An 18,182-nucleotide genomic window follows, 5' to 3' on the forward strand; every position below is an offset into this window, starting at 1 on the left:
CAGACGAGTTAAAATCCATTGATGCAAACCCTAATGCATATTTCCGAATGCGCACGCCCTGTTAAAATTGCTCCGTTTTAACAGGCCCATTTGATCTAACCACTCCATTTTATTTTTAATAAAACACGTTTATTAACTGTTTAGGAGTCGTTTTGCCCAGATTTTTATCTTTTAACTAATTTTTAAACATACACATGATCAAACTTTTTAAATCAATACCACTCATCTTACTGCTCTTTATTACGCAGCAGGTATTTGCTCAAAATGTCACCATTACCGGAACGGTAAAATCGGCGGATGGCGAAACACTGCCAGGCGTTTCTATTCTTATCAAAGAAACCAAACAAACCACTATTTCTGATGGTAAGGGCGTTTTTTCTATCAGTGCGCCTGATCAAGCCATTTTAGTATTTTCATACATTGGCTTCAAAACTCAGGAAATACAAATCAACAAAAATGCTGGCCCAATTTCGGTCATTCTTCAACCCAGCGATAATGCGCTTGACGAAGTGGTAGTAACGGCTCTTGGTATTTCAAGGGAGAAAAAATCTTTGGGTTATGCCGTTCAGGAATTGAAAGGAGACCGTGTAGCCGAAGCTAAAGAATCTAACCTGGTAAATGCATTGGCTGGAAAAATAGCTGGGGTTAGGGTAACGAACAGTCAGGGGAGTATGGGATCATCTCGCGTAGTCATCAGAGGAGAAACATCTATAGCCGGAAATAACCAGCCTTTATTTGTGGTTGATGGAATTCCGGTAGATAACTCGCAGTTGAATTCGGCTGGGGCCAGGGATTACGCCAATACCATTTCAGATATCAATCCGGAGGACATCGAATCGATGAGCGTCCTAAAAGGACCAAATGCAGCTGCATTATATGGCTCGAGGGCTGCAGCAGGGGTGATCCTCATTAAAACCAAAACAGGTAAATCGAAAAAAGGATTGGGCATTGCCATTAATTCAAACGCGGTTCTAGAAACTTTGCTCACCCTGCCGGTTTATCAAAATGCTTTTGGTCAGGGATCAGAAGGTAAGTTCAGTTATGTGGATGGCGCTGGTAAAGGTATTAATGATGGGGTAGATGAGAGCTGGGGACCAAAACTGGATGGTAGGTTAATTCCGCAGTTTTATTCCAAAGGGGTGCCTGTTCCGTTTGTAGCCCATCCGGATAACGTACGCGATTTCTTTCAAACGGGATATTCCTTAAATAATGGGGTATCTGTTGCAGATGCTGGCGAAAAATACGACTTCCGATTATCGTACAATAACCTGAAACAAGTAGGTATAGTACCAAACTCCGGACAGGGCAAAAATTCGTTTGTATTGAATACCACAGTAAAAGTAACACCTAAATTAACTTTAACCGCAAACGCAAATTACAGCAAACTTAATTCTGATAATTTACCAGGAACGGGTGGATCAAGATCAACCAGTACCATGTTGCAGTTTACCTGGTTCGGCCGTCAGGTTGATATTAACCAGCTAAAAAACTATTTGGATGAAAATGGAAAAACGTTTAACTGGAATAATAGCTATTACAGCAATCCATATTGGGTAGCTTACGAAAATACAGTTTCGCAGAACCGCAGTCGGATTATAGGTAGTTTAGCCCTTAATTATAAAATTATTGATGGCCTTGATTTCAATTTCAGATCGGGTACGGATTATTACAACGATAGGCGTAAAGTTAGAATCGCTTATGGTACGAACGGAACACCTTTTGGATCTTACACCGAAAGTGCCTTTACGGTAAGCGAGAATAATACCGACGCAACCTTAAACTTTAACAAACAGTTAAACGATGATTTTAGCTTAGAATTATTGGGTGGCGGTAACATCCGCAGGCAATATATTGAGCAGAATGATCAAAGTGCACCTAAACTGGCCATCGCCGGACTTTATACCCTTAAAAACTCTCGTGATCCCTTGATTTCATCCAATAATTTATCGCGTTTAAAATCATATAGCGTTTATGCATCAGGTCAGATCGGTTTCAGAAATTACCTTTTCGCCAACATCACGGCACGTAACGATTGGTCGTCTACTTTGCCTGCGCAGAACAGGTCTTATTTTTACCCGTCATTTAACGGAAGCTTTGTAGCAACCGAAGCATTTGACATTAAAAGTGAAGCACTTAATTATTTGAAAATACGTGGGGGCTGGTCTAAAGTAGGTAAAGATGCAGATCCTTATCGTTTGATCAATACTTACGCATTTAGTGCGCCATTTAACGCAAACCCTCAACTTACCACAAGTAATATCGACCTTAATCCTAACCTCAAACCAGAAACTACCACTTCAACAGAACTGGGCGTTGAGGCGGTGTTCTTTAACAAAAGGTTACGTTTCGATTTAAGTGCATACAATACCAATAGTTACAATCAGATTTTGGCTGCCGATGTAAGTCAAAGTACCGGATTTAGCTCAAAACTGCTTAATGCCGGAAAAATAAATAACAAGGGTATAGAAGCACAATTGGGCATCACCCCAGTCAAAAAAACTTTTACATGGGATATTGATTTCAATTTCGCTGCAAACAGGAGTAGGGTAATTGAACTCGATGCGGAGAAATTATTAACGAATTACATTGTAGCAACCAATTCAGCGCAGGTAATTGCTACCGTCGGACAACCTTATGGATCACTTTTCGGAACAGCCTTTTTAAGAGATGGCAATGGAAATATTATTGTAAATGCCACTGGTGCACCAGCTACAAACCCAACCAAACAGGTATTGGGAAAATATACACCAGATTGGATTGGCGGTGTGTACAATACCTTTACGTATAAAGGTATAAGTTTAGGCGTATTGGTTGATGCGAGTATTGGTGGTTCTATTTATAACGGTACTTATGCAACAGGTACTTATACTGGTGTTTTGGCTTCTACGCTTCCGGGAAGAGCAGCAGAATATGGTGGTATTTCTTACTATTATCCAGATAATAAAAAGGAAAATGGCACCGTAAGAGTAAACGGAACCGCTCCGGCAGGTGTAACGGTTTATGATGACGGAATTGTTTTTGATGGCGTAACCGCAGATGGCAAACGCAATGAAAAAGTTTTACCTGCCCAACAATATTATAAATCGTTTAGGAATATTGATGAAGCAAATATATTCGATGCCTCTTACGTTAAGCTTCGTGAAGTTAAGCTTAGTTACAATTTGCCGGCCAAATGGATTCGTCCCCTAAGTTTGCAAGGCGTTTCTGTATCACTTGTTGGCCGTAACCTTTGGATTATTCACCGCAATACAGTAGATATTGATCCCGAAGTAGCCTTTAATACGGGCAACGGACAGGGGTTGGAAAGCCTTTCTAACCCAAGTACTCGCAGTTACGGTATTAACCTGAATGTTAAATTTTAAATCTTACCATCATGAAAAATAAAAAATTATATATACTGGCCATTCTGGCAATTGCATTTTCATCTTGCAATAAAGAGCTCGATGAGGTGAATATTAATCCGAATGCTCCAGAAATTCCACAACCTGATTATTTACTTACGGGCACCACTAAAACTACAGCTGATGCATATTGGGGGGTAACCAATAATATGAACTCAAGCCTGCTTTTTGCACAACATTGGGCTAAAGTTCAGTATACGGAAGAAGATCGGTTTATCTTTTCGAACAGTAGCTTTACCTCTTTATGGTCTACCGGATACGCACAAAGTATTGCTGGCTTTAATAAAATTATCGAGTTGGGCGATGCTCAAGGTAATCCAAATTATAAAGGTGTAGCCCTGGTACTGAGATCGTGGGTATTTTTATTGCTTACCGACGCTTACGGGGATGTACCATATACGCAGGCCGGAAAAATTAAACAGTTTGTTACACCAGTTTACGACAAGCAAAAGGATGTTTATTACGGTATTCTTAACGATTTAAAGACTGCACAGGCGGCTTTAGATCCAGCTTCAGGAAAAGTTGTAAGCGGTGATGTGATTTATAGTGGTAATATTGCTTTATGGAAAAAGTTTGCCAATTCTTTACGTCTTCGTATCGCTTTACGCATTGCGGATAAAGAGCCGGCTAAGTCTAAACAGGTAATTGATGAAATATTTGCAGAAGGTGGCGCTTATATTAATAGCAAATCAGAGAATGCGCAACTGTTCTACAGTGATTCGCCACAGCAAAATCCGGTAGCAGCCTCATTCGAAACCAGAAATGATTACCGGATCAGCAAAACCATCGTAGATAAACTTTTTGCGCTAAATGATCCAAGACTACCAGTTTATGCAAGCAAAACTGATAATGTAACACCTCAAACGTATGTAGGTATTCCGAATGGTTCAACAAATTCAGAAGCCAGTGCAATAGGTTTGGCAAATTCTTCCAGACCAGGAACTTACTTTTTAGCACCAAAAGCACCGGCAGTGATTTTTAGTTATGCCGAACTGCTTTTTGATAGGGCAGAAGCCGCTGCAAGAGGCTATACCACTGAAAATGCAGCTGATCTGTATAAACAGGCCATCAGGGCATCATTTGATCAATACAGTATAGGTGGAAGTGCTGTTGATAATTATATTAATCAGGCTGCGGCACAATATGATGCGGGCAACTATAAAAAATCAATTGGTGAGCAAAAATGGATTGCTTTGTTTGGTCAGGGGCTAGAAGCCTGGGCCGAGCAGAGAAGATTAGATTATCCGCAATTAACCGCGTCTGTTAATACGGTGTTGAATGGCAAAATTCCGGTACGTTTTATTTATCCAGGCTCTGAACAATCGTTAAACGGACAGAATTATAAAAATGCAGTGAGCAGCCAAGGTGCAGATTTATTAACCACTAAGCTTTGGTTTGATGCTTTTTAGTGCTAATTCGTAAAAAAAGAGGAAGTGTCTTTAAATGCGGCAGGCTTTAAGATTCCCGTTTGCGCGGGAAAGACGATCGCTTTGTAACAAAAAACGTCCCGGTTTTAAATCGGGACGTTTTTTTTTGAGTCAGAGAAATAGATATTTAGCCTCTTCAGGCTCTTTATTTCTACAAGGTATTCATCTCGCTAAATCTTCAGCGGCGTTACTCACCCTTGATTTCAGGTCTTCTGTATAACCTTTTGCTTTATCGGCCCACTGCGGTGCACGATCAAATAATTCGTCAACGATCGATTGTCCGGTAATTGGATCTTTTTTCGTGATATATTTTACGCCTGCGTACACTGCAGCGCCAATAATTGCTGTTCTTAAAATTCCCATGTTCTTTTCTTTTTTAAATAAACATTTTGATACTGTTAAAAGTTTTAGACAATTCTAAATAACTGTTGTTACAAATGCGCTTAGTTGACTTTGCATTAAACGTTCAATTTACCACCACAAAAGGACGGAGACCACAGGTAAATTAGAGATCCTGCGGTTTAAAAAAGAAAAGTGACACTATGCAAAAAAAGCGGATGAACAGGTCGTAAGATGTTCATCCGCTTTCTCCTTATAAATTATTTATGCCTGCTTTTCATTCGCCTCATTTACACTGTGAGGCTTTCGCATTTATAAAAATTAGTTACTTATCTTTTTTATTGCCACCACCAAATACAGAGAAGTGTACATAACGCTTAGGATTAGCTTTCAAATCGATCATTAATTCATCGAGATTTTTTGAAGCATTATTTAAATTCTGGTACATTTTATCGTCGTTTAGTAATAGTCCTAAACTACCTTTTCCATCTTTAATTCCAGAAATTACGCTTTGTAAATCGGCAATAGCATTGTTTGCATTATCTAAAGTCTGTTTAAAATTAGCAGCAGCAAACTTATCAGTAACTGTATTAATATTAGTTAAAATATCACTAATTTTTTGGTTATTGTTATTTAAGTTAGCAGTAATGCCTTCAACATTTTTAAAGATGGCTTCGATACGGGCGCTTTCCGACCCTACTAAACCGTCAACTTTTTTCGATGTTGTTTCTAACGAAGCCAATGTACCCGCAATGCTATTAAAGCTTTTATCAACGTTTTTCTGAAAGTTAGGGTTCAGGATAGAATTAACACTACTTAAAATAGAGTCCATTTTACCGATGATTAATTCCGCTTTCTTTTGAACGGGCTGTACCTGCTCCATTAAACCTTTTTCTACATTAGCGTTTAAGGTAAAACCATCCTCTGCCATTTTTTTAGAGTTACCTAACGACATTACAATAGCCTTACTACCCAAAAGATCTGTACCTTCTAAGCGCGCAATACTGTTTTCGGGAATTTCGTACTTGCTGTTTACACTTAATGTAGCAATGATACTGCCATCTCCCTGTAGCTCCAATTTGGCCACGCGGCCAATTTGATAACCATTAATCAGGATAGGTTTTGATACAGTCAAACCGTCAACCCTGGTATATTTTGCATATAATGTAGTTTCACTTGAGAAAATTGAATTTCCTTTTAAAAAATTATATCCAATTATTAATAAAGCAATGGCAAATGCAGCTAAAATACCTACTTTGGTTTCGTTCTTAATCTTCATGAGTGTTTTATTTAATGGCTACAAGTGCTGAAGTATTTTTTCTTCACTTGTTAGAGCGTCATATTTTTTTATTGTGCTAAACCCTATAAATACATAAAGGCAGCACTATTTGTTTGGTATCCGATTTATATTTTTTTCAAAGTTAAAATAACTATCATTTATAATGCCACTTATTTAACTTCAATATTTTTTTTGTATGTTTTTATTGCTTCCAAAATAGAATTGGCGATCTCGTTCTGTCCATTCTGCGAATTAATATATTTTTCTTCTTCTGTATTTGAGATAAAACCTACTTCTGTTAAAACTGCAGGCATGCCACAGCGTTGCAATACCAAAACGCCCTGTTCTTTAACACCACGGCTAAAACGTTCATCCCGTTTGATATAACTGTTCTGTATTAGTTTGGCAAATTTAATACTTTTGTCTCGAAAGGTATTTTTTAAAAGCGATAAAAGAATAAAACTACTCGGGTTACCTGGATCGTAACCATCGTACTTACTTTTGTAGTTCTTTTCCAGTTTAATATCGGCATTCTCACGTATGGCCGCATCTTGTTCCTTTAACCGGTGCGATCCTGCAACCAATGTTTCTACTCCTTTGATATGTTTATTACCCGGAGGCATTGAATTACAATGTACAGATATAAAAAGATCTGCATTAGCTTCATTCGCTATTTCCGCCCGTTTATATAAATCAACATCTATATCTGTTTTACGCGTGAAAATTACTTTAATTTCAGGCATTTCATCATTTAATAATGCACCTAATTTCAATGCAACCTTTAACGAAATATCTTTTTCTTTCGAAAAACTACCTGAGGCTCCGGGTTTTCTGCCACCATGACCTGGATCAATAACAATTGTTCTGATTTTATAACCTTGAGCGGATACTTTTTCAGCAACCAGTAACGAAAATAAAAGTATTGTAATCAGAAGTTTAATCTTCATGCATGCGGGATCTTAAAATGATGTTTCGGCTATCCGTTTATAATTCTTAATCGCTTTAATAATGCCACTCACAATTTCGTTTTGTCCTTCAGCAGAGTTCATATAGTCTTCTTCTTCCGGATTACTCACAAAACCTATTTCTGTTAATACGGCAGGCATTGCTGCACGGGCCAAAACGGCAAGGCTTTTCTCCTGTACGCCCCGGTTGATACGGCCAGCATTAACATATTCTTGCTGAAGCATCGAAGCAAACTTTAAACTTCTATCTCTATTGGTTTGTTTCATTAAAGATAACATAATGTCACTTTCAGGGGTATTCGCAATAAAACCCTCATAGTTTTTCTGATAGTTCTCTTCCAGAAACATCGATGCATTTTCACGTTTGATCACTTCATCCTGCTCACCTAAACGTCTCGTACCAGATACAAAGGTTTCTGTTCCCCTTGTTGAAGTACTCTTAGAGGTAACGGTTCTGTAAACAGGTACTTTTCTGCCTCTTACTTTTTTATAATAATCTACCACTCTCGATACTCTAACCGGCATATCATTTAAATGAATGGAAATAAATAAATCGGCTTTTGCATTATTTGCAATATTGATACGCTCATATAAAGGAATAAATACATCCGACTCACGGGTGTAAATCACTTTAATGTCTTTCAAACTATCCTGAAGCGCGCGGCCAAGGTTTAATGCCGTTTTAAGTGCGACATCTTTTTCCTTCGAATACACACCGTGAGTTGCACCATCTTTACCACCGTGACCAGCATCGATCACAATTGTTTTAATTTTATATTCCTGTGCAAACGCCTGATTATCAAATGAATTTGATAACACTAAATAAATAATAATTGTTAAAATGGATTTAAGATACATCAATGGTATATTTTTCACTAATTTTGAACGTTTTTGATTAAACATCTGTGCAAAAATAACATTCAAACACGAATTTGAAACTCCTTAAGAGCTCTATTTTACTAATATCTGTCATTTTATTAACACTTGTTGTTGGTAAAGCTAACGCATTTTCTCATTTTTCATTGCAACAAATCATCCAGCAAGACACAACCAAAAAGGATACGACTAAAAAGACAGGTAAAAATAACAGTAGTATCGACCAGAAAGTAGAATACAAAGCAGAGGATTCGGTAAAAATGAGTGCCGATAAAAGTATTGTCTATTTATATGGAAACGCAAGGGTGGTATATGGTGATTTTGAGCTAGATGCGGGTTATATCAGGTATGATAAAAAGCAAAATTCTATTTTCGCCCGGGGTGTTAAAGATCCAAAAACTGGTAGATATACCGGTAAACCGATCTTTAAATCAGGTGCAGAAGGGACCGCCATAGCAGATTCTATTTTTTACAATTCAGAAACAACCCGGGCCAAAGTATATGGTGTTTTTTCTGAGCAGGAAGGAGGTTTCTTCTCTGGTGGACAAAGTAAAAAGCAAATAGACGATGAACTGCACATTAAAAATGTAATGTACAGTACCTGTAATCTTCCGCATCCGCATTTTGGATTAATGATTTCTAAAGGGGTGGTAACGGAGAAACAGATTATTACCGGGCCAGTCTACATGATTATTGAAGATATTCCTACTTTCCTGGGCCTACCATTTGCATTTTTTCCTAAACCAAATAAACGAACATCTGGTGTAATCCTTCCTACGCCAGGTGAAGATGCAACAAGGGGTTTTTTCTTGCAAAATGGTGGTTATTATCTCGGATTAAACGATTATTGGGATGCTAAACTTTTAGGTTCCATTTATACCAATGGTTCTTATGAAACAAGTGTATTGAGTAATTATACCAAAAGATATAAATACAACGGCAATATCAACTTAGCTTACTCCAGTTTTAAAGATGGTTTAGAAGGCACTGAGGCTTTTAAAAACCCCACCAAAAACTTTAGTATCAACTGGAGCCATAGCCAAAATGCCAATGCGAATCCCGGTACTACATTTAGCGCGAGTGTAAGATTGGTATCAACAGGAAGAAAAGGCTACTATAAAAATACTGCAGCAGGTACAACTTACGATATTAACACCATTGCCACCAACTCAACAAGTAGTAGCATTAGTTACGCCAAGGCTTATTCGAACGGTATGAATTTCTCTTTGGCTGCATCAAGTGATCAGACTTTAAGTACAAGAGCAATATCGCTTAGGTTACCTGAAATGACATTCAACGTACCTACATTTAACCCATTTAGTCCCAAAAATGCTGTGGGAGAGCAAAAATGGTATCAAAAAATTACGGTAGGTTACAGCTTACAGGGAACAAACCGAATTGATACTTTTGATAGTTTGCTTTTTCAAAATGATGGTTTAAAACGTTTAAGGAGTGGATTTTCGCATAGTATTCCTATAAATATGTCGTTTACAGCGTTGAAATATCTTAACTTTAGCCTGGGCGGTACCTACAACGAAGTTTGGAATTTTCAGAATGTAAACAGAAGATATACCAGTTATGCCGATAATACTTATTCTTTTAGAGAAGATACCATCAGTGGCTTTAAAAGAGCAGGTAGTTACAGTTTGTCAACAAGTATCTCGACTAAAATTTACGGAAGAAGAGATTTTAATCCGGCTGGTAAAATACAGGCATTGAGGCATGTAATGACACCAAACGTATCTTTCTCCTACTCTCCGGATTTTACCAAAGCAGGAGCAGGACCTTTTAGACCAGCAATAGATCAGAACGGGAATCAAATTTATGTCAGTGGGCAACCTTTAAAATATTCTATTTTTGATGGTATGGCTCAGCCTGGCTCTTTTGGCGGCCCCAATGCATCTATTGGTTTTGGCCTGGATAATACAGTCGAACTAAAGGTGAGGAATAAGAATGATACAACCGGAACGGGCTCAAAAAAGATTCCAATCATCCAGGGTTTGAGTTTTAGCGGTTCCTATAATTTCCTGGCGCCATCTTATAAATTATCTACCATTGGTTTTAGTGGCCGTTCGCAGTTTACCGATAAATTAGGTATAAACTATAACGGAACATTAGATCCGTATGCTTTAAAAGATACAACAGTTAACGGTCAAACCCTTAAAATAAGAGAAGACCGCTTATTTTTCCAAAGGAATCAATTCCTGCCTCGATTAACCAGCTTTGGTTTCTCGTTTGATTACAGTTTAAATCCGGAAGCATTAAAACGGAAGAATGAGGCTAACGACAAATTAGGGGAAGCATCCAAGAAAAAAGGCCTGACCGATATACAGTCTGAACAATTGGCGGCTATAAGCCGGGATCCGAATGCATTTGTTGATTTTAACATTCCATGGAATTTCTCGTTCTCTTATAGTTTCCAGTATTCTAATGATGGAAATACCACTACAACTTCAAATACCTTAAACTTTAATGGTGATGTTAACTTAACCCCAAAATGGAAGGTTACGTTTAACTCCGGTTACGATTTTAAAAATAACGGTTTAACGCCGATGAACCTGGCCATATACCGCGATTTACATTGTTGGGATATGAGTGTAAACTGGGTTCCTTACGGGGCTTACAAAAGTTATTCGGTAACCATCAAAGTGAAGGCATCAATATTGCAGGATTTGAAATTGAGTAAAAGACAAGGGTTTTACAGCACATACCGATAAATTTATGCTAGCCGAAATTATTACCATTGGCGATGAGATTCTCATTGGCCAAATTGTGGATACCAATTCTGCCTGGATGGCCAAACAGTTAAACCTGATAGGTGTTTCCGTGAAGCAGATTACCTCAGTTTCTGATGATGAGCAACATATTTTAGAAGCACTCGAGCTTGCTGAAAAACGCACAGATATTGTCTTAATTACAGGTGGCCTTGGTCCGACCAAAGATGATATTACCAAAAAAACTTTGGCAAAGTATTTTAATATGGGCTTCCGTAACGATGCAGCTGCATTGGAAATGGTTCGTCAGATATTTGAAAAATACAATCGCCCTTTATTGGATATCAATATTCAGCAAGCCGACGTTCCTGATGGTTGTGAAGTTATTGTAAACAAAAATGGTACAGCGCCCTGCATGTGGTTTGAACAAAACAATACCATTTTTGTATCAATGCCAGGTGTGCCTTACGAGATGATGTACCTGATGGATGACGAAATCCTACCCAGAATTACAAGCAGATTTAAGTTGCCGTTTATTGTTCACAAAACCATACTCACGGCAAACATAGGCGAATCATTTCTGGCCAAAGAGATTGAGGAAATAGAAGATAACTTACCGGCGCACATCAAATTGGCATATCTGCCAAAATTAGGGCAAGTACGTTTACGTTTGTCAGCCAAAGGCGATAACGAAGCAGAATTACATAAAGAGGTTGAGGTTTACGCCAGGCAGATTATTTCAAAAGTAAATAAGTTTGTGGTATCTGATGAAGATATTCCCCTGGAAAAAGCGATTCTGAACCTGATGAAAAGTAAAGGGCTTACTTTATCCACCGCAGAAAGTTGTACTGGTGGATACATTGCACATTTAATTACGCAACACGCTGGGTCTTCTTCGGTTTATTGGGGCGGGGCAGTAGCATACGCTTACGAGCTTAAAGAATCTATTCTTGGTGTAGAAGAAAGTACTTTGAACACTTTCGGTGCAGTAAGTGAGCAAACTGTAACAGAAATGGCAGAAGGCGCCATTAAACATTTCAAAACAGATTATGCAATTGCGGTTAGTGGCATTGCAGGCCCGGGGGGTGGAACAGAAGATAAACCGGTTGGTACAGTATGGATTGCAATTTCTTCAAAACACAAAACTGTAGCTAAGCTGTTTAATTTCAGTAACAAACGGATTCAAAATATCGAGCGTTCTGCTGCATCAGCACTGACCATGTTATTAAATCTCCTTAAAGAAACAGTTTAGAAAGAATAAAAACTGTATTTTTGTAGCATTACCAATATAAAATACTGTAATTTAATATGGCTCAATACGAACTATTGTTACCGAAAATGGGTGAAAGTGTTGCGGAAGCAACGGTGATTAAATGGGTAAAACAACCAGGTGATTCTATTGATTTGGATGATACCATTCTGGAAATCGCTACTGATAAGGTAGATTCTGAAGTTCCGTCTCCGGTTGCCGGTAAATTGGTAAAACAGTTATTTGCTGCTGATGAAGTTGCCCAGGTGGGTGATGTAATTGCCATTATTGAAACAGCAGGAGGAGATAATCCCGCTATTGAAACACCTGTTGCTGAAACACCAAAAGTGGAACAAAAAGTAGAAACCATTCCTGGTATTGATCAGCTTCCATCTGAAAACAAAGCTGTAGCAACTGATTTCAGCGCTTCTGAACGTTTTTATTCTCCATTGGTGAAAAGTATTGCCGCACAGGAAAATATCTCGTTGGCAGAATTGGATGCTATAAAAGGCTCTGGTGCTGATGGCCGCTTAAATAAAGATGATCTGCTGGATTATATTGCCAATAAAAATGGAGGAAGCTTTGCAACTAAGATGCTCACAGTCACGTTAACCCCACCTGCACCTCCTGCAAGTGAAACAACAGTAAATAAATCTGCTCCAGTTTCTGAAAGTTTATCTTCAAATAAAACCTCTACCACCAGTGTAAATGGTGCCGACGAAATTATAGAAATGGACAGGATGCGTAAACTGATTGCCGATCACATGGTAATGAGTAAAACCACCTCGCCACATGTAACTTCGTTTGTAGAAGCCGATGTAACCAATATGGTTTTATGGCGCAATAAAGTAAAAAACAGTTTCGAGAAACGTGAAAACGAAAAAATAACTTTTACACCAATATTTGTAGAGGCTGTTGCAAAAGCCATAAAAGATTTCCCAATGATCAATGTTTCGGTTAACGGAACACAGATCATCAAAAAGGGCAATATCAATATAGGTATGGCGGCTGCCTTACCAAGTGGAAATTTAATTGTTCCGGTGATCAGAAATGCCGATCAGTTAAATTTGGTTGGCTTAACAAAAGCAGTGAACGATTTAGCCACAAGAGCGAGAAACTCTAAATTAAAGCCAGACGAAACCCAAGGTGGAACCTTTACATTAACCAATGTAGGTAGTTTTGGAAATGTAATGGGCACACCGATTATCAATCAGCCTCAGGTTGCGATCCTGGCTGTAGGCGCCATTAAAAAGAAACCGGCTGTTCTAGAAACCGAACATGGTGACGTGATTGCAATCAGGCACATGATGTTCCTTTCTTTATCATACGATCACAGGGTAGTAGATGGTTCATTAGGTGGGATGTTTGTGCGCAGGGTAGCCGATTATTTAGAAAGCTGGGACCTGAACAGGGAGATTTAGTCAGTTTACAGTTTTCAATTAAAAGTTTTCAGTTGGCTTGATGTCAACAATTTATCAGTTTAGCAATTAAGAATGTTAGCTTCAAATTTAAAATCGATAGTTTCGGATAATGTATTGCACGCCAAATGGTTAAATACATTGTCATATATGGAAAATGCAGGTGCAAAGAAGATTTCAGCTTCTGAGCATAAAGAAAATGTAAACCTGATTATTCTTAAACACGCAGCAGAAGAACATCGCCATGCTTATTATTTAAAAAAGCAGATTTCGAAGGTTGATGAGGCGCTTTGTAAAACCTATACCAATGCCGAGCTGCTTTCTCCAAACCATACCAAATACTATTTACATGCTTTGGATATAGCGGTTTGCCGTTATTTAAAAGCTGTTTTTAATTTATCCGGTTACGATTTAAAATTTGCGGCGTATTTATTTGTTACCTATGCTATCGAAGTACGTGCTGACGAACTTTATCCGATATACCAAGCAGTTCTAGATGAGGCAAAAAGTAAGGTAAATGTAAAATCTATTATCCTGGAAGAAGAAGGCCATTTGGAAGAAATGATGAACCAATTGGTTAACTTTTCTGACGATTGGGAAAATCATGCGGCCGAAGTAATTAAAATCGAAACAGACTTATTTGATAATTGGGTTACTGCCTTAGCTGCAGAGTTGCCGGTGAGCGCTTAAGCAATTGAATGATTAGCCAAAATTCGTCATCTCGACTGAAGCACGGCGAAATGGAGAGATCTATTATAGATTTCTCAACTGCGTTGCACTCCGTTCGAAATGACGAATTTTCGTTAAAAACCAATCCAATTTTTTGTTGTTTCTAAATAAAGATAAATATCATGTCTAAGTTTTCAGATTTAATTAACGGTGATAAACCTGTATTGGTAGATTTTTTTGCTGAGTGGTGCGGTCCTTGTAAAATGATGAAACCGATCCTGGAACAATTAAAATCGCAGTTGGGAGATTCAGTATCGATTATTAAAGTAGATATCGATAAAAATCAACCAGCCGCTTCTTCCTTCAACGTTCAGAGCGTTCCTACTTTAATTCTGTTCAAAAAAGGAAAGCAGGTTTGGCGACAAAGTGGTGTTTTACAAGCATCACAACTGAAGCAGGTGATTGATGCACACGCTTAAACATTAAACTTCTACTACACTTTTTGGTGTAATTGCAAAAATACGGTCACTTGTTTTTGGATAAATATTATAAAGACCCGTAAACAAACTAAAAGCTGGTAGTACGGCATAATCAGTACCGAAATAAAAGCAGGGAAATTTCAGTCTTTGCTTTGCTTTCCCCACAATGGTAACTCCAGGATGGATATGGCCACTGATGGGATATAGTTCTTCTTCCGCACAATTGGGTGCATCGTGTATAAAGCAAAATGGACCTAAGCAAAAACTGGGCTCGTGTATATTGATGCCCATTGCAGCATAATTCGCATGGGATAGCCGGTCGTGATTCCCCTTAACCAATAAAAAATCTAGCTGTTGGTATTGTTTTCTCCATTCGGCAAATTCATCAATATCTGTATTTAAGCCATGATGGAACATATCACCATTAATCAACAATGTTTTTGGATGATAATGCTTAATGAGTAAATTTAGGCGCTGTAAATCGGTTTGGGCAATGGTTGCAGGCACTTGTAAACCTGCTTGCCGGAAATGTGCCGATTTGCCCAGGTGTAAATCGCTTATGGCTAAAAGTTGATGCTTGGGTAAAAATAAAGCCCTTTCTTTATCTAAAATCAGTTCTTCACCCTGGCTTATAATGGTCATTTATTTTATGCTATTGTCGTCCTGAGCTTGTCGAAGGATCTTTTAATTTTCGACGGGCTGCAAGAAGATGTATTTATTTAATTTTTTCAGATTCGGCCTTCATTCTGGCAATCCGCTGCTCCAATTCTTCTGAACTCATATTCTCACGCAAACTGTCTACTTTGATTGGAAAAGATAGTGGCGTAAAACTTTTCGGATTGGTGATGATAACCGCTCCATTCTGAATCCTTTCTAAAGCGGCTGCTAACCTGGGTTCTTCCAGTTGCTGATAAAAAACTTCATCATAAGCCTGCCGCAAAAGTAAATTATGTTTATCGTAATCGCTAAAAACATTAAAAAACAAACCCGCCGATGACTGGAGATGTTTGTTCGCCACGTATTTTCCCGGGTAACCCTGAAAAACTAGTCCTGAAATACAGGCAATATCCCTAAATTTTCGTCTGGCCATTTCAGTGGAGTTAATACTTAGCGTTATATCTTCGGTTAAATTTTTAGGAGAGAAAACTTCGTAGGCAATCGATTCATCCATAGGGATTTCTGTTTCACTTAACAGTTCGAAACCATAATCGTTCATGGCAATAGAAAAACTGATGGGAAGCAGTTTACTTAAACGATAGGCGACCAATGCCGCCAAAACCTCGTGTACCAAACGTCCTTCAAAGGGATAGGCAAATAAATGAAAGCCTTCTTTATTATTGATCAGTTCGATCAATAACTCATCATTTCTAGGTACATGAGATCTTTTCTCCTGCAATAGGAACAATGGGTAAACAGAATCCAGTTCCTCATCCTGATGGGTTTTATCTAAAGCTTCATTATATTTTTTACGTAATACTGAACCCAAATTGGATGATAAGGGTAGGCGTCCACCGTTCCAGCTTGGCGAAATGGCATTTTTTTGCTTGCTTACCCTTACTACAACCGTCATGTCTTTTACCTGGATAAATTCTAAAACCCGCCCTGCCAAACGGAAATTATCGCCGGCTTTTAAACGGGTAACAAAATATTCTTCCACCATACCAATGTATCCACCTGAAATGAATTTAACCTTAAGCATCGCATCACTCACAATAGTACCAATGTGCAAACGGTGCCGCATGGCCAGTTGCCTGCTCTTCACTTTCCAAAGCCCATCTTCATCCTTAATTACCTTTTTAAATTCGGTATAGGCACTTAAGCTATCTCCTCCAGAGGTAATAAACTGCATTACCCAGGTCCATTCTTCAGGGAGGATAAGTTTGAAAGCGTGGGTATTTTTAATTTCTTCGTAAATAATTTTATCATCAAATCCGTCGCCTATAGCCAATGTAACCAGGTACTGCACCAATGTATCAAACACCATAATAAAAGGCTCTCTGCTTTCTATATTGTTTGTTTTAGCCGCTTCTTTAATGGCTGCTGCTTCTACCAGTTCAAGTGCATGGGTGGGTAGGAAATAGATTTTTGAAGTTTCGTGCGGCGAGTGACCAGAGCGCCCCGCCCTTTGCAAAAAACGGGCTACTCCCTTTGGCGAACCTACCTGAACAACCGTATCAACGGGTTTAAAGTCTACGCCTAAATCTAGAGAAGAAGTTGCAATAACTGCTTTGAGTTGCCCGGTATGCAAGGCATCTTCAATCCAGTTACGCAACTCGAAATCTATCGATCCATGGTGTATGGCAATGCGTCCGGCCAGTTCTGGTTCAATATTCAGCAAATGCTGGTACCACATTTCCGATTGCCCCCGGGTATTAATAAAAATTAAGGTGGTTTTACTTTTTTCGATGATCGGCAAAAGTTTATAGGCCAATTTTAAGCCCAAGTGCCCTGCCCAGGGCAGTGTTTCAATATCGTCGGGTATAATGGATTTAATTACGATTTTCTTTTCCAGATCGGCTTTAACAATGATGCGTTTAGCTTCTAAATTGGGTTCCAATACATCTAAAGCCTCATCTATATTGCCTATGGTCGCCGAAATCCCCCAAATCCTTAAGAACTGGTTTTTTCTAATCTTTGCAAACCTTTAATCCGCGAAACGGCTAACTCCACCAATACCCCACGTTTACTGCCCAAAAGTTCATGCCATTCATCAGCCACAATGCATTTAAGATTCCGGAACAGGGTTGAAGAACCCTTTTGTGCCAGCAACAGGTGCAGGCTTTCAGGGGTAATCAATAAAATTTCGGGCATCGATTTTTTCTGCTGTACTTTTTCTGCCTGCGAGGTATCGCCATTGCGTACACCTACATGCCAATCCAGTTCCAGTTCTAATAAAGTTTCACGCATGGCTCTCGCAATATCTTTGGCCAGGGAGCGGAGTGGGGTAATCCAGATCAACTGTAAGCGGTCTTTTGCTTTTTTGTTACTGGCTTCTGATGCATTTAAAGCCTCAATTACCACCGCTAAAAATAACGAAAAGGTTTTCCCGAAGCCTGTAGGTGCGTTTACCAAACCGCTGTAGCCTTTAAGATAATATTGCCAGGCATCTTCCTGAAATTGAAAAGGCCTGCGTTTATTCGCCTTTAGCCAGGATTTTATCTTTTTATAGCCTTTGGTTTTGGTTTGGTCCATGCGCAATTTATTTCCTTGTAGGTTTTATATTGATAAGTTTTAGTGTTTTGAAAAGCAATAATAGCAATCCTTCGGTTACAGCAGCCCCGCCAAACGCTTTATCTTTTTTGTGATACTTCTTGTAATGTTAATCATGTCTAGCAAAAAAGGGTATCGCTGCTGTCGGGTTTAAAA

12 protein-coding genes and 1 pseudogene are annotated in these 18,182 nt (G+C 38.7%); 7 read left to right on the forward strand and 6 right to left on the reverse strand.

Annotated elements, in window-relative coordinates; all coding sequences use genetic code 11:
• Positions 1–194 precede the first annotated feature (194 nt).
• Entirely contained in the window at positions 195–3,362 is a 3,168-nt protein-coding gene (locus ACQ86H_RS12810; RefSeq protein ID WP_138821571.1) for a SusC/RagA family TonB-linked outer membrane protein, read from the forward strand.
• A gap of 11 nt (positions 3,363–3,373) precedes the next feature.
• Positions 3,374–4,810: a SusD/RagB family nutrient-binding outer membrane lipoprotein gene (locus ACQ86H_RS12815; protein WP_431295091.1), complete on the forward strand. Its 1,437-nt coding sequence runs from the start codon at positions 3,374–3,376 to the stop codon at positions 4,808–4,810.
• 180 nt (positions 4,811–4,990) lie between these two features.
• Here the strand turns inward: ACQ86H_RS12815 and ACQ86H_RS12820 are convergent, their stop codons facing one another.
• From ACQ86H_RS12820 to ACQ86H_RS12835, 4 genes are all read right to left on the reverse strand, one after another.
• A complete protein-coding gene (locus ACQ86H_RS12820) occupies positions 4,991–5,191 on the reverse strand; it encodes a YtxH domain-containing protein (RefSeq protein WP_431295092.1) in 201 nt (66 codons plus the stop codon).
• Positions 5,192–5,492: 301 nt separating this feature from the next.
• Positions 5,493–6,446 (reverse strand): MlaD family protein, encoded by a 954-nt coding sequence (locus ACQ86H_RS12825; RefSeq protein ID WP_138821568.1) that lies wholly within the window; start codon positions 6,444–6,446, stop codon positions 5,493–5,495.
• A 170-nt stretch (positions 6,447–6,616) separates the two neighbouring features.
• Entirely contained in the window at positions 6,617–7,393 is a 777-nt protein-coding gene (locus ACQ86H_RS12830) for an N-acetylmuramoyl-L-alanine amidase family protein (protein WP_431295093.1), read from the reverse strand.
• Positions 7,394–7,405: 12 nt separating this feature from the next.
• Positions 7,406–8,269, reverse strand: coding sequence for an N-acetylmuramoyl-L-alanine amidase family protein (locus tag ACQ86H_RS12835; RefSeq protein ID WP_138822336.1), 864 nt, complete (start codon positions 8,267–8,269; stop codon positions 7,406–7,408).
• 164 nt (positions 8,270–8,433) lie between these two features.
• On the opposite strand from ACQ86H_RS12835, the gene ACQ86H_RS12840 reads away from it, so the two are divergent.
• The 5 genes from ACQ86H_RS12840 (at position 8,434) to trxA (ending at position 14,816) form a co-directional block, all read left to right on the forward strand.
• Positions 8,434–11,004, forward strand: a complete 2,571-nt coding sequence (locus ACQ86H_RS12840) for a putative LPS assembly protein LptD (protein ID WP_246862795.1) — start codon at positions 8,434–8,436, stop codon at positions 11,002–11,004.
• 4 nt (positions 11,005–11,008) lie between these two features.
• A complete protein-coding gene (locus tag ACQ86H_RS12845; protein ID WP_431295094.1) occupies positions 11,009–12,253 on the forward strand; it encodes a competence/damage-inducible protein A in 1,245 nt (414 codons plus the stop codon).
• A 56-nt stretch (positions 12,254–12,309) separates the two neighbouring features.
• Positions 12,310–13,671: a dihydrolipoamide acetyltransferase family protein gene (locus ACQ86H_RS12850; protein WP_431295095.1), complete on the forward strand. Its 1,362-nt coding sequence runs from the start codon at positions 12,310–12,312 to the stop codon at positions 13,669–13,671.
• 72 nt (positions 13,672–13,743) lie between these two features.
• The gene (locus tag ACQ86H_RS12855; protein WP_431295096.1) at positions 13,744–14,358 is read left to right on the forward strand and encodes a hypothetical protein; all 615 of its coding nucleotides are present in this window, start codon (positions 13,744–13,746) and stop codon (positions 14,356–14,358) included.
• Between the two features lie 161 nt (positions 14,359–14,519).
• Positions 14,520–14,816, forward strand: a complete 297-nt coding sequence (gene trxA, locus ACQ86H_RS12860; protein WP_138821562.1) for a thioredoxin — start codon at positions 14,520–14,522, stop codon at positions 14,814–14,816.
• Positions 14,817–14,819: 3 nt separating this feature from the next.
• Here trxA and pdeM read toward each other — a convergent pair whose 3' ends face one another.
• Together pdeM and ACQ86H_RS12870 are read right to left on the reverse strand one after the other, a co-directional pair.
• Complete coding sequence (gene pdeM, locus ACQ86H_RS12865) at positions 14,820–15,458, reverse strand: ligase-associated DNA damage response endonuclease PdeM (RefSeq protein WP_431295097.1); 639 nt, start codon at positions 15,456–15,458, stop codon at positions 14,820–14,822.
• A gap of 73 nt (positions 15,459–15,531) precedes the next feature.
• Positions 15,532–18,008 (reverse strand): annotated as a pseudogene (locus ACQ86H_RS12870) (ligase-associated DNA damage response DEXH box helicase).
• Positions 18,009–18,182: the final 174 nt, after the last annotated feature.

Source organism: Pedobacter sp. P26, from assembly GCF_050632135.1.
GTDB lineage: Bacteria > Bacteroidota > Bacteroidia > Sphingobacteriales > Sphingobacteriaceae > Pedobacter.